15 protein-coding genes are annotated in these 13257 nt (G+C 57.8%); 3 read left to right on the top strand and 12 right to left on the bottom strand.

All coding sequences use genetic code 11. From position 1 onward, the window contains the following. Positions 1 to 31 precede the first annotated feature (31 nt). A complete protein-coding gene (locus FZE95_RS00815) occupies positions 32 to 760 on the top strand; it encodes a YebC/PmpR family DNA-binding transcriptional regulator (RefSeq protein ID WP_150298915.1) in 729 nt (242 codons plus the stop codon). A gap of 530 nt (positions 761 to 1290) precedes the next feature. Here FZE95_RS00815 and FZE95_RS00810 read toward each other — a convergent pair. The 4 genes from FZE95_RS00810 to FZE95_RS00795 all read right to left on the bottom strand — a co-directional run bounded on the left by FZE95_RS00810 (position 1291) and on the right by FZE95_RS00795 (position 3160). Then, positions 1291 to 1632: a zinc ribbon domain-containing protein YjdM gene (locus FZE95_RS00810; RefSeq protein WP_150298914.1), complete on the bottom strand. Its 342-nt coding sequence runs from the start codon at positions 1630 to 1632 to the stop codon at positions 1291 to 1293. A gap of 122 nt (positions 1633 to 1754) precedes the next feature. Beyond that, positions 1755 to 2474 carry an extensin-like domain-containing protein gene (locus FZE95_RS00805; protein ID WP_223824918.1) on the bottom strand — a complete coding sequence of 240 codons (720 nt, stop codon included), beginning with the start codon at positions 2472 to 2474 and terminating at the stop codon, positions 1755 to 1757. Positions 2475 to 2484: 10 nt separating this feature from the next. Further along, positions 2485 to 2877 carry a hypothetical protein gene (locus FZE95_RS00800; RefSeq protein ID WP_150298913.1) on the bottom strand — a complete coding sequence of 131 codons (393 nt, stop codon included), beginning with the start codon at positions 2875 to 2877 and terminating at the stop codon, positions 2485 to 2487. Between the two features lie 76 nt (positions 2878 to 2953). Continuing rightward, a complete protein-coding gene (locus FZE95_RS00795) occupies positions 2954 to 3160 on the bottom strand; it encodes a DUF3185 family protein (RefSeq protein WP_150298912.1) in 207 nt (68 codons plus the stop codon). Positions 3161 to 3394: 234 nt separating this feature from the next. Between FZE95_RS00795 and FZE95_RS00790 the strand changes: the two genes are divergently transcribed. Together FZE95_RS00790 and FZE95_RS00785 are read left to right on the top strand one after the other, a co-directional pair. Continuing rightward, entirely contained in the window at positions 3395 to 4561 is a 1167-nt protein-coding gene (locus FZE95_RS00790; protein ID WP_150298911.1) for a baeRF3 domain-containing protein, read from the top strand. Between the two features lie 282 nt (positions 4562 to 4843). Beyond that, entirely contained in the window at positions 4844 to 5764 is a 921-nt protein-coding gene (locus FZE95_RS00785) for a DUF389 domain-containing protein (RefSeq protein ID WP_150298910.1), read from the top strand. Between the two features lie 90 nt (positions 5765 to 5854). Here FZE95_RS00785 and FZE95_RS00780 read toward each other — a convergent pair whose 3' ends face one another. The 8 genes from FZE95_RS00780 to FZE95_RS00745 all read right to left on the bottom strand — a co-directional run bounded on the left by FZE95_RS00780 (position 5855) and on the right by FZE95_RS00745 (position 13041). Beyond that, a complete protein-coding gene (locus FZE95_RS00780) occupies positions 5855 to 6340 on the bottom strand; it encodes an SgcJ/EcaC family oxidoreductase (RefSeq protein ID WP_150298909.1) in 486 nt (161 codons plus the stop codon). Between the two features lie 203 nt (positions 6341 to 6543). Then, a complete protein-coding gene (locus tag FZE95_RS00775; protein WP_150298908.1) occupies positions 6544 to 6846 on the bottom strand; it encodes a hypothetical protein in 303 nt (100 codons plus the stop codon). Positions 6847 to 6905: 59 nt separating this feature from the next. Then, positions 6906 to 7226: a DUF2845 domain-containing protein gene (locus FZE95_RS00770; protein WP_150298907.1), complete on the bottom strand. Its 321-nt coding sequence runs from the start codon at positions 7224 to 7226 to the stop codon at positions 6906 to 6908. Between the two features lie 30 nt (positions 7227 to 7256). Continuing rightward, positions 7257 to 7757 (bottom strand): pilin, encoded by a 501-nt coding sequence (locus tag FZE95_RS00765; protein ID WP_150298906.1) that lies wholly within the window; start codon positions 7755 to 7757, stop codon positions 7257 to 7259. After that, positions 7754 to 8602, bottom strand: coding sequence for a hypothetical protein (locus tag FZE95_RS00760; protein ID WP_150298905.1), 849 nt, complete (start codon positions 8600 to 8602; stop codon positions 7754 to 7756). The genes FZE95_RS00765 and FZE95_RS00760 overlap by 4 nt, the downstream gene beginning before the upstream one ends. A 260-nt stretch (positions 8603 to 8862) precedes the next feature. Further along, positions 8863 to 9114 carry a YgdI/YgdR family lipoprotein gene (locus FZE95_RS00755; RefSeq protein WP_223824917.1) on the bottom strand — a complete coding sequence of 84 codons (252 nt, stop codon included), beginning with the start codon at positions 9112 to 9114 and terminating at the stop codon, positions 8863 to 8865. Between the two features lie 125 nt (positions 9115 to 9239). Continuing rightward, positions 9240 to 11834 (bottom strand): bifunctional aconitate hydratase 2/2-methylisocitrate dehydratase, encoded by a 2595-nt coding sequence (acnB, locus tag FZE95_RS00750; protein ID WP_150299324.1) that lies wholly within the window; start codon positions 11832 to 11834, stop codon positions 9240 to 9242. A gap of 346 nt (positions 11835 to 12180) precedes the next feature. Next, positions 12181 to 13041 (bottom strand): universal stress protein, encoded by an 861-nt coding sequence (locus FZE95_RS00745; protein ID WP_150298904.1) that lies wholly within the window; start codon positions 13039 to 13041, stop codon positions 12181 to 12183. Between the last annotated feature and the right edge of the window lie 216 nt (positions 13042 to 13257).

The following is a 13257-nucleotide window of genomic DNA, read 5'->3' as shown; positions in this document are numbered from 1 at the left end:
CGGCTTTCTGACAACTTACAGGACAGCACCCATGGGCCGCGCTTATCAGAACCGCAAAGAATCAATGGCCAAAACGGCTGATGCTAAAACCAAGGTCTACAGCAAGTACGCTCGCGAGATCTACGTTTGTGCCAAGTCGGGCGGTGTTGACCCCACGGGCAACCTGACGTTGCGCGGGCTGATCGAGCGGGCCAAGAAAGACCAGGTACCTGGACACGTGATAGACAAGGCCATCGACAAGGCCAAGGGCGGCGGCGGTGAAGATTTCGCGGTTGCTCGGTATGAGGGTTTCGGTCCGGGTAACTGTATGGTTATCGTCGACTGCCTGACAGACAACCCCAACCGCACCATCTCTGATGTTCGCAACTGCTTCACCAAGACCAAGAGCAAGCTGGGCACCGGCGGCAGCGTCAGCCATATGTTTGATCACTGCGCCATTCTGGCCTTTGCCGGCGATGACGAAGAGGCAGTGCTTGAGGCGCTGATGATGGCTGACGTGGACGTGAGCGATATCGAGAACGAGAGCGGCACCATCACCGTATTTACCCCGCATACGGAATACGCCAAGGCCAGGCAGGCGCTGGTCGAGACGATGGGAGAGATTGATTTTGCGGTGGACGAGATTCAGTTCCTGCCGCAAACCATGACCGAAGTCAGCGGTGATGATGTGCCGATGTTTGAAAAATTCATCGACATGCTCAATGACGTGGAAGATGTGCAGAACATCTATCATAACGCTGAGGTGAAGCTGGAAGCTTAAGGCTGGAAGGGTCAGGCCGGGGTTGTTGATGGTTTCTGGGGCTCGTTTGAGCGATGAAAGCGCAGTAGCTGGAAGATCGCTATCCAGTGTGTGGTTTTCCGGGGGGTTCGGGCATCAGCTCGTAGCCAGCTAGCCGACGACGCCGGGGTTGCGGTAAGCCTCGCCATCGAGTCAGGTCGCGGCCCGTGGCGCTCGACAGCTGCAAGCTTTATGGAGGGCCGGGTTCCATCCCGGCCAGCGCAGTTGCCGGCAGCTTTGCTTCGTCGAGATGGAACTCGACACCCCGTCATTACGCGTTGTTGAGATGTTCGCAGCAACAAATATTGCCGAGTGCCGCTATGTCGATCTGGTGCAAGCTTTATGGAGGGCCGGGTTCCATCCCGGCCAGCGGAGTTGCTGGCAGCTTTGCTTCCTCGAGATGGAACTCGACATCCCATCATTACGCGTTGTTGAGATGTCCAACAACCCCAAGCTCTCCCTTCCAGCTTCCAGCTTCCAGCTTCCAGCTTCCAGCCATGCCGTTCGGCCTGTCAGCTCCTCTTGACGAATTCCGACTTCAGCTTCATCGCGCCGATGCCATCGATCTTGCAATCGATGTCGTGGTCCCCGTCCACCAGGCGGATGTTCTTGACCTTGGTGCCGACCTTTACCACCAGCGACGATCCCTTGACCTTCAGGTCCTTGATCACCGTAACGCTATCGCCGTCCTGCAGAACGTTGCCGTTGGCGTCCTTGATGATGCGGTCGTCGTTGCTGGCTTCGCTGCTGCCGTCCTGGGCCCATTCGTGGGCGCATTCCGGGCACAGGTACATGGCGCCGTCTTCGTAGGTGTATACGGAGCCGCAGGAGGGGCAGGGGGGAAGTGTGCTCATGACCAGAACCTTGTCTTTGTGGGGCTGCCTCGCCCGGGGGCGAGAATCAGCGCCGAATGATGCCAGCCGTGACCGGTAGTGTCCATGCGACACGGGGCTGCATGCTAGGGCCTGCTAGGGCCCTAGCGGCAGAAACCGAACCCGCTGCCATCGAAATGGAAGTGGTTTTCGTGGGGCTGGTTATAGTCCGGGCCCAGAACAGTCCCGAAATAACTGCAGGCGGCATCGTGTACGTCACGCAGAAAATCAGCCTTGCGCGGCGCGGAACTGCTATCCCAGTGCCGGAGTACGGATATTCGGTCGCCGTCCTCCAGCCTGAAGGTGGCCACGTCGAGCGCATTGGCGGTGGCATGCTGACTCCGACGCCCACTATCCCGGTTATAGATATTTCGACAGGCGAAGCTGCCAAAGTGCTCAATGCGTGTGATGGGGCTACCCAGCTGCTGCTGTGCCAGTGGCTGGAGTTTCTGGCGTTCGAACATTACCCAGGCCACCGCAAGTGGGCAGGTAACAGTAAACGGGGAATTGTAGGTGCTCTGTGAACGGCTGATGCGCACGACATTGGTTAGCGGACAGCCTTCGACCGGGGTGTAGTCTTCCAGCGGGAGATAGTCCAGAGAGCCTTCTGGTGCGGTTTCAAGTACAGCTCGGCATAGCTCTGGATTGTCACTGATTCGCGAGAGCTTCCACTTGCTGATCGGGGTCATCGGATGGCTGATTTCCAGGGGTCTCCATGGATTCCATTCTGGCGGCAGCTGGTCCCATGGCCTGGTGAGAAAGATGCCTACGCCTATCGCCAGCAGCAGGAGCCATTTAATCAACCGGACAGCGATAGGTTTCAAACTCCCTCCGCTATGGTGACTCGTTACAAGGTGTCAGCTGGGCCGAAGGCAACTCAGCAAGCGGTTTGAAACCGATCCGTTGTGCTTCAGGTAAATCCCGCTGGGAGATTGCAAACACAGCGATGCTGCCGTCTGGTGCGCCGCATTGGGCGATGCGCATCATGCCGTCGTGACCACAGCTGGCATCGGATACGCTCACGCCGGATTCCACAAGCTGTAAGGCCAGTTTCGCCGCAGTCGTGCCTGAATCGCTGCACTGCACCGCGCCGGTGGGTTTATAAACCTGGATCGTCCGCGGGGCAGGCGGCGGCTCAACCTGGGCGTCAGGCAGGCGAGAATCGTTACTGCAACTCGCTACGAGCAGTGCAGCGGGAAGGCAAATCCAGGCAGTGGTTTTCTTCATCAAAAATACCGGCATAAATGAAGTGGTCGGTTTTATACCAACCCGGACTGGTGGCCGGCGTTGGCAGGAACCATGTTTAACGATTGCGCAGCAGTGCCAGAATGGCACCAGCAACGATAGCCATGCAGCCGACAATCAAATACCACATGGTGCCTTCGGTGAAGCGACCCGTGAAGGTTTCCGCCACCTGGTCACCCAGCGACTGGGACGACTGCCAACCGAAGTACAGAAGGACCAGCCCCAGAGCAAGCAGCACGATGCCAATTATTTTTTGCGTTGCCATTCTTGTTCTCAATGTAGGTCCTGGAAGTGGACAACCCACTTATAGCCGTTTACGCGCTGCGATACCACTACGCTATGGGGAAATCCGCTCGGCCAGACTGCTTGAACTCATAGTGCGGACCCTCGTCATAAGATTATGAACAACAAGGGAAACCCGACCGTTGATCGCCAGATCGCAGGGCGGGTTCAGCAGGGAGTCGTTCTGTATTTCACCCTACCCATCGAGGAGTCAGCCATGTCTGAGAGAATTTCCCGAGAAACCCTGAATGAGCTGATAAAGATGGAGAAGCAGACATGCCTTTCCCTCTATATGCCTACCCACCGCAGTTTTCCGGAACGGGAGCAGGACCCCATCCGCTACAAGAACATGCTGCGAGAGCTACGCGAGCGGCTGCAAGCGCAGCACCCCGAGGCTGATGCCGCTGCGCTGATGAAGCCCTTCGAGGCGTTGCTTGATGACCACGACTTCTGGATCTATCAGCGCGACGGAATCGCCGTTTTGTGCGGTGAAAACTTCTTCAGGGTTTTCTCGCTGCAACAGACGGTGCCGGAATACGTGATAGTCAATTCGCATCCGTACCTGAAGCCACTACTGCGCATCGTACAGTCCTCCGATCGCTATCAGGTGCTGTGTCTGGCACGGGACAAGGTTCGCCTGTTCGAAGGTAATAGCGACGTGCTTGATGAGGTAGAGCTGGTCCCGGAAGTACCTCGAAACCTGGATAAGGCCCTCGGCAGTGAACTGACGGAAAAAGGCCAGTCGGGCCATCCCGGTGGTTATAGCTCGGCGGGCGAGCGGGGTGACCCGCAAATGCACGAAGCCGGTGGTCCTGACAAGCAGGCCGAAATAGATCACGATCGGGATCGTTTCTTCCGGGTGGTCGACCGGGCGATCCTGGATCACTATTCGCGTCCCTCTGGTTTGCCTTTGATACTGGCCGGGCTGCCAGAGAACCAGTCGTTTTTCCGGGCGCAGAGCCACAACCCGAAAATACTCAAGGAGGGCATCAACCTCGGACAGGGCTCGCTCGACGTCCGCGCACTGCAACAACGCAGCAACGAGCTGATGGAGCGTCGCAACAGCGAGCGTTTGAGCGGCATCCTCGAGCAGTACGCGACATCGAAACCGCAGAACCAGGCCACTGACGATCTACGTGAAATCGGCAGCGCAGCCGCCCAGGGAAAGGTGGGTACGTTACTGGTCGAGGCAGACCGCGAGGTACCCGGCCAGGTTGACCGCGATACCGGTGCGGTATTGCTCGATGAAACCGGTGACCGTACTGCAACGGATGTATTGGATGAGCTGATTCTGCTGGTACTCGAACGCGGGGGCGATGTAGATGTGGTTCCGGCGGAACGCATGCCGGGTCGCAGCGGTGCAGCGGCAATCTACAGGTTCTAAAATCACTCGCCAGGACGGGCGGGGAGCGAAGCTGCCCCTTGCCCGGTCTTTCGCCCATGCAGTTCGGCACCCGACTCGATTGTATCCGGCGGCAGGATTGCCGCGTGCCAGATTACCTTGCGCTGGTGACGCCTCGCTATTGGCCAACCAGCCCGCGCTGGCTATCGATCTGTTACTCACTCCGCCGGCTCTGTCGGCGGAACTAACCCGCTGCTTTCGGCTCCTCTTTAAAAGCCTCGTTGCGCTTGGACAACAGAGGCAGCTATTGAGGGGGTAGCGCCTATGCCGCGCGCGATAAAAATCAGCCTTTCGTCGGACAAGAGCGAAGCACTGATCGGCAGCCTGTCGGCCATTGACGGCGTCGTCAGTATCGATCTGCAGCGCGGCGCATCGGTTAAACCTGAGGGCGACGTGGTGTCGGTTGCGGTGGTGAACCAGCGCATGCGGGCTGTACTGAACATCCTCGATGAGATGGATATCACCCGTCAGGGCAGCTTGCAGATGAGTTCACTCACCAGCGTCGTCAGCCCCGGCAATCAGGAGATGCTGAACGGCGAGTCGGACGAGACGGTCTGGGACGAAATGGCGTTCATGCTGCGTTCCGACACCAATCTGTCGATTAACTACGTCCTGGCTATGGCACTCGCCGGAGCCATTGCAGCAGGTGGTTTATGGACCGATACGCTACATGTAGTGATCGGAGCAATGCTGATCGCACCGGCCTTCGAGCCGCTCGCGCGCCTGCCGTTTGGGCTGGTATCGGGCATCCGCGAACTGGTGCCATCCGGGCTCAAGTCGGTGGTGGTCGGCAATCTGATGATGATCATTGGCGCAGCGTTTTCAACACTGGTTCTTGAATGGTGGAATCCGGGCGCATCGCTTTCATTCATGAAGAATCACTGGGTCGGCTTCTGGAGCAGTATCACCTTCACCAGCCTGTGGGTGTCCGGGTTCGGTGGGATCGCAGGTGCTGTAGTCATCAGTGCCCAGAAATCAGTGCTGACTACAGGCGTCATGGTCACTCTGGCACTGATTCCGAGCATGGCTCTGGTCGGGATGGGGCTGGTTGCCGGTGATTTGGGCTTGATGGGCATGGCAGCGCTGCGCTGGCTGCTCGATGCGCTTCTGGTCATGATCATGTGCGCAGCGGTTTTCGGTCTCAAGCATCGTTTTCTCCACCGAAGCCGCGAAGCCAGTAGCTGAAGCAAGACCGCGCGGGCCGGGGAGAATGCGCATACGACAGGCTGCGAGCAGGATGGGCAGGGAGGAAACCGGCTCCTTGCCCAGTCGTATCTACTCAGGCATTTTCGAGGAATGGTGGCTGGTAATCAGCCATTGCGAACCGTTCCAGCGGTAGGTGAAGCTGTAGCGGCCGCGCACTACGGTCCCGGTGTCGGCGAAGGCGAAGCTATAAAGACCCGCATCAACCGCCATATTGCAGCCAATTTCGATACTGCTCAGATCAATCGAGCCACTCGGACGGTCCTGCATGAAGTGCTGAAAGTAGTCTGCTTTTTCCGCTGCAGCCAGGCGTGGCTGGTTGGATACTGTCGGTAGCAGGATGGAGTCGTTGGCATAAAGATCGACAACCTGCTGTGGGTCGCCGGTCTGCAGGGCAGCATTCCAATCCTGGAATAGCGCTGCGATTTCGGCTTTGGTGGTCGCTTTACAATTCTCGGTCCGTTCATGCGAGATCGGCCCGGCATTGGGTGTCATGTCCTGGTTCGCACAACCGGCGAGAAGGGCGAGGGTTACGGCGGACATCAGAGCTGGCTTCATTCGGTACTCCACTGAAAGAATGAATACGAGGTATGGATGAAGTGCGGAGTCCGGTTCCGGGTATATTTCCTGACGGGATCTTAGCAGAGCCTGAAGTTGGAAGCCTCTGTTTCAGGCTTTTCAGAGCGACAGCGAGTGGGAGCATGATTAGCCGGTGCGAGCGCACCGGCCCGATGGACGTGCCAGGTCATGTTAAAACGGGCCTAGAGTACCTCCACCTTGATCGCACCGGCGCCCATTCCTAGTTCGGTCAGGCACCGTTGTTCCACTTCGGACATGCCCCCATCGTTCAGCTCGCGCGGGATGAGGATCAGTGTCGGCTTGCGCTTGAGGAAGCCGAAGGCGCCTATCTTGTGCAGGCCGTCCCTCAGACAATCTTCCGCCGGCTTGAAGGTGCCGACAAGTAAACGTCTGGTTGAGTAGGGGGCGGCGGGTCGAACCGTCATATTCTGTCCTTCTGTGGCCAACTCCATTCTGTCGCGGTAAATGCTTACTTCGATATGCATGGGGTTACCTCCCTGTCATCTGGGTTGCTGTTTCAAGTGCTGCCCGGGCTGGTTCCGGTTCAATTGCTAATACGCTCGCCACGTTCAATGCTTGCAACTTCGCCCTGTTCGAACTGCACATGGATCATGAACCGGCCAGGTCCCGGATTGTAGGTCCACTCTTCGACGCTGATGCAAGCCTGCTTCTTTCGTTTGATGACGACAGGCTCGCGGCAATGGGAATCGCGCATCGAGGGCTCGCCGCATTTATGCAATATCGCTGCCTTGGAATCCTGAACACTGGCGATTCCCCGGTCGCATCTGAATGACTGCGCCTGAGCATTCCCGACAGCCAGTAGCAGGGGAATAACCAGGGCGAGTACGAAATATTCTCTATTCATGGGTAAGTCCGTTTATAGGCCATGCGACGGTCATGAGGCCGGTGATCCAGCTCTCGCGCGACAGGCGGCAGGCAGAAAATTGTTGTCCAGATCGGTATTGTTCGACCCGATTGCTTCCATTCCGGTCACCGGGGCGTCGTAGCCACACAGCCAGCTGATCGGGCTTGCCGGGCTGCCGCTGACTACTGCTGGCCTGAACGTGAGCGTCTTGCCTTGCAGTGGCCGGGACGCCTTGTTGCCCAGCATCACATGCAGCGCACCACCAGCCACGGTTACCCCGGTGACTCGATTGCCGATCAGCAGCGTCGGGGCGGGAAGCCCTGCGGCGGCATTGTCAGCGGGAAACTCAAGATGCTCGACGTAGTAATTATTGATGTTCTGGCGAACCGTAGCAGCCATCGTCAACGCTTCGGTCACTTCGCTGCGCTGGATATAGACCTGATAAGAGGGCAATGCCATCGACGCCAGGATGCCGATTATGGATACCACCACCATCAGCTCGATCAGAGTGAATCCCTTCGTGTCCTTCATACGCTTTCCCCAAGAAAGAAGATCGGCGAGTAGACGCTGGCTACGAAACTGAAAATGGCCGCAATGATGATCACCGATACCATTACCGACAGAACACGCATCTGCTTTTCGCAGGATGCGGTCAGATGCGTTCCGGTCTGGCGGATCAGGTCCTGTACTTCCCGTCCGAGATCCATGCCAGATGCTGTAACGCCGGCAAGGTGAGTAGTCAGTTCGGATTGTTCCGCGGCTCGGTAGCCTGAACACATGGAGACGGGGAAGGCTGCTATTTCGAGAACCCTGGCATACGCACGCCGGGTTCGGGGTGGAGTAAGCAAGCGATAACTCAAGCTTTGCTGCAGCCGGGGCTGGTAGCGAAACAGCGCCCGCAACCGGTAGCCAATAACCAGCACACCGAGCAGCAGCGCCAAAATCAAGAGTGAAAAGATGACCCAATGTCCCCGATACGCCGATAGTGCCGGTGGGGTGGGTACGGGCATGCTTTGTAGTACATCCAGAAATGCCGGCGCGACTTTCAGTTGGTACAGGGAGCTGGTAACGAATAAGACGAAGGTAACATAGCCCAGGTAAATCATGACTCGCTTGAATTGGAGCGGTTCGCTCAGAGCGTCGGAGAAATCGACCTGGCCATAGGTCTGCAGGGCGCTGTGGGCCAAGCGGGTATCAGATGCCTGCTTGAGTTCCTGTAACAGGCGATAGGGCAAGGTGTCGGTGGTTCGTGCGGTGCCGTAGAACTGGCCTCCGGCGTCGCTTTCAGCGCGTTCAATGCATTGTCTGAGATTGTCGCCCGGTCTGTACTGATTGTGGCTGCGCCTGCAGATGTAATGAAACCTGCGCCATTCCATTGTTTGCCTTCCCTGTCGATGACCCGTTTCGCCGGCGGTGGCCGCTGCTGCATACGCCGTGCCCGGCCATAGTGCCAGCGTTGACTGCGAAACTGAATCCACCGTGCTCCGTTTTGTGGCGGTATTCCGTAACGTAGAAATGCCGGAGCGTGAGGCTGGTGGAAAAACAGGAGGAGGGACAGAGAACAGGAGGAGAGACAGAGACCGAGGGGGAAGAGGTGCGGTCAATCGAAAAGCCGGACAGGAGTCCGGCCAGTATCTTAACGTTCCTGGATTTCGCTTACTTCAGACTGTGGGATCTGGTTGTAGCGTCCATCCTTGTCCTCGTATTCGATCAAGCCGGTATCCTCATCAATCTCCGGCTTGTTCTCGGCTTCGATCAGGCGCCCGTCATGGGTGCTGATGATGTGCTCGTTTGCACAGCCGGCCAGTGTCAGCAAACCGAAGGCGCAAAAGATGGCGAAAAGCCCTTTCTTCATGGGTGTTTCCTCGTGATAAATGGTTACAGCCATCAGACTCACACACCTGAGCAACGTTCCGTTTGTTGCAAGAAAGGCACCGAACTGCGCAGCAATCGAGTTGCTTCCCGAAGACGCAAAAAACCCCGCCGGAGCGGGGTTTCTGTCGTGCTTGATGCTTAGACCTGGGCGACCGGGATGGACGCTGCGGCCTTCTGGTACGAGGCGATTTCATTGAAGTTCATGTAGCGATAGATATCGCCGGCCATGCTGTTGATTTGCGCAGCATAGCCCATGTATTCCTCAACGCTCGGCAGACGACCCAGGATCGCAGCAACCGAAGCCAGCTCGGCGGAGGCCAGGAATACGTCGGCACCATCACCCAGACGGTTCGGGAAGTTCCGTGTGGAGGTGGAGACCGCAGTAGACTTGGCCGCGATGCGCGCCTGGTTACCCATGCACAGCGAACAGCCCGGCATTTCCATGCGCGCGCCAGCCTTGCCGTAGATACCGTAGTAGCCTTCTTCGGTAAGCTGGAACTGATCCATCTTGGTCGGCGGAGCCAGCCACAGACGGGTCGGCAGGGTACCCTTGTTCTTCTCCAGCAGCTTGCCGGCCGCGCGGAAGTGGCCGATGTTGGTCATGCAGGAACCGATGAAGACCTCATCGATCTTCTGACCGGCAACCTCGGACAGCAGACGGGCATCGTCCGGATCGTTAGGCGCACACAGCACTGGCTCTTTAACGTCAGCCAGATCGATTTCGATCACGGCAGCGTATTCAGCGTCAGCGTCGGCCTTCATCAATTGCGGATCAGCCAACCATGCTTCCATGGCCTGGGCGCGACGTTCCAGCGTACGGGCGTCTTCATAACCCTCGGCAATCATCCAGCGCAGCAGGACGATGTTGGATTTCAGGTACTCGGCAATCGACTCTTCGCTCAGCTTGATGGTACAGCCGGCAGCGGAACGCTCGGCAGAGGCGTCAGACAGCTCGAACGCTTGCTCGGTAGTCAGGTTGTCCAGACCTTCGATTTCGAGAATGCGACCAGAGAAGACGTTCTTCTTGCCTTTCTTCTCAACGGTCAGATGACCTTCCTGGATCGCATAGTAGGGGATGGCATGGACCAGATCACGCAGGGTGATGCCGGGCTGCATTTCGCCCTTGAAGCGCACCAGTACGGATTCGGGCATATCCAGCGGCATCACGCCAGTTGCTGCGGCGAAGGCAACCAGACCAGAACCGGCCGGGAACGAGATACCCATCGGGAAACGCGTGTGCGAATCGCCACCGGTACCGACGGTATCAGGCAGCAGCATGCGGTTCAGCCAGCTGTGGATGATCCCGTCACCCGGACGCAGTGCAACACCGCCACGGTTATGGATGAAGTCAGGCAGCGTGTGGTGAGTGGTGACATCGATCGGCTTCGGATAGGCCGCAGTGTGGCAGAACGACTGCATAACCAGATCAGCCGAGAAGCCCAGGCAAGCCAGATCCTTCAGCTCGTCGCGGGTCATCGGGCCAGTGGTGTCCTGGGAGCCGACAGTGGTCATTTTGGGTTCGCAGTAGGTGCCAGGGCGAACGCCTTCAACACCACATGCCTTGCCGACCATTTTCTGCGCCAGGGTGAAGCCCTTGGTGCTTGCAGCTGGCTGTTCAGGCTTGCGGAACAGATCAGAGTGACCCAGACCCAGCTCGGTGCGGGCCTTCTCGGTCAGGCCACGGCCGATGATCAGCGGAATACGGCCGCCAGCGCGTACTTCGTCCAACAGAACCTGAGTTTTCAGTTCGAAGGTAGTGATGACTTCATCAGTGCCGTGCTTGCATACCTTGCCTTCGTATACGTACACATCGATCACGTCGCCGGTGTTGATATCGGAGACATCGAATTCGATGGGCAGGGCGCCGGCATCTTCCATGGTGTTATAGAAGATGGGAGCGATCTTGTTGCCGAAGCAGAAGCCGCCGGCACGCTTGTTCGGCACGTAGGGAACGTCGTCACCGAAGAACCACAGCACCGAGTTGGTAGCCGATTTGCGCGAGGAACCAGTACCGACCACATCGCCGACGTAGGCGACCGGGAAGCCCTTGGACTTCACTTCTTCGATCATCTTGAGCGGGCCAACCACACCAGGCTCGTCGGGTTCGATACCGTCGCGAGCCATCTTCAGCATAGCCAGCGCGTGCAGCGGGATGTCCGGACGTGACCAGGCATCAGGGGCAGGTGAGAGGTCGTCAGTGTTGGTTTCGCCGGGCACCTTGAAGACGCTCAGGCTGACCTTGTCGGCAACGGCAGGGCGGTTGGTGAACCACTCGGCATCAGCCCAGGACTGCAGTACGCCCTTGGCGTGCTCGTTGCCTTGCTTGGCGCGGTCGGCAACATCGTGGAAGGCATCAAACATCAACAGGGTGTGCTTGAGCTCCTTGGCAGCGGTGGCTGCCAGCTCCTCGTTATCGAGCAGCTCAACCAGAGTCGCGATGTTGTAGCCGCCCTGCATGGTGCCAAGTAGCTCAACGGCGCGCAGCTTGGTCAGCAGTGGAGAGTCAGCTTCGCCCTTGGCAACGGCGGACAGGAAGCCAGCCTTGACGTAGGCAGCTTCATCGACCCCTGGAGGTACGCGGTTGGTCAGCAGGTCGAGCAGAAATTCTTCTTCACCAGCGGGCGGGTTCTTCAGCAAATCAACCAGGCCAGCGGTTTGTTCGGCGTTAAGCGGCTGAGGCACGATGCCCTGGGCGGCGCGCTCTTCAACATGTTTGCGATAGGCTTCAAGCACAGTTATTACCCTCATCAGTCTGTTCCGTTTGTAACGGAACGGTCATCCTCACGGACCATGACGCCGGATCTGAGGTTGGGTGCAAGCGCAGGCCCGATCTGGTGGGGGCAACCTGGTAACTGGGTTGGCAGATACAATATGGTTGCGGGCAAACGCCTGTCACACTCCCTAACGGCGCGCCGATTCTACAGTAAGCCTTGTCTAAAGTTAAGCTACGGTGCGGATAGACCGCGGGATGAGAATCCTTCGATCAACCGGCCGAGATTCTGGCGTGTTTGGCTGTTCGATGTTGTGACGGCCAGGCGTGGGATGGGCAGGGCAGGGTCAACAGACCCTGCCACTCGGCTTATTTCTCCAACAGGTTTTCCAGATGGGTGAGCATGTCTTCGGGTTTGAGTACCAGTACATCGCTATGCAACTGATCGAGCACGACTTCGGCCGTGTTGCCGATCAGGGCTCCGGAAATACCCTTGCGCGCTACGGTGCCGATCACGGTAACGCTGGCACCGAGCTGCTTGGCCATTCTCGGAATCAAGCTGTCGGCGGGCCCTTCGTCAACGTGTAGCTGGGAGGGATTCAAGCCGTATTGGTTGACGTACTTGGCGGCTTCTTCGGTGTACTGCTGCGCGATATCCTCGCGCAGCTGGTATACCGGGTTGGCGGCTGACAACATCGGCGCCGGGTGGGCGCTGGCCAGGTGGACTTCCCCGTTGATCATCTCCGCGATATCAGCGGCATGGCTGACGATGGTGTCATGCAGCACATGATGTTGATCGTCGTGGTTGCCCAGATCGACCGCAGCCAGGACTTTGCCACCCATCCAGGAATCAGCGCTTTTCACCATCAATACCGGGGCCGGGCAATAGCGCAACAGTTTCCAGTCATCCGGCGTTAGCAGGGCTTTCTTCAGCGCGCTGTCGGGCAGATGCTGCTTGATGACCAGCCCACACCCCTCGCGTCGCTGCACCTGCACGACGGTGTCGGTCATGCTGTTATGCCAGGCCTGTGTATGGGAGACAGCCAGACCCTCGCTGCGAAGATCCGTGCTGAGCGTTTCCAGCAGGGGCGTGTAATCCTGCCGGTTTTCGCATACCAGCAAATGCAGTTCGGCCTCGATGACGCCGGCGATCAATTTACCGCGTGTCAGCGCGAGGTGTTCTGTCTGGCTCGGATCAATGACGACCAGAATACGTTTAATGGCTTGCATGGTGCTCCCTGTTTTTCCAAGCATATCGCTGATCAGAAATTCGCTGAAAACTGTAAAGCTCGACCTGTCAGGGCCAAAGCCCCGCGCATAATACTTATATAGCACTCAATCCGGGCCGGGGCCCGGTCTGCTTGTGCCTTCGATGGCAAGTCTGCGCATTTTTTCAGCGCCTTCCTGGGTGTTACTTGTTCAATGTAGTCTGCTTTGAACGAAGCG

It is taken from the genome of Pseudomonas profundi, assembly GCF_008638305.1.
Lineage (GTDB): Bacteria > Pseudomonadota > Gammaproteobacteria > Pseudomonadales > Pseudomonadaceae > Halopseudomonas > Halopseudomonas profundi.
The sequence above is the reverse complement of the archived record's forward strand: the minus strand, read 5'-3'. Positions and strand labels throughout refer to the sequence as shown.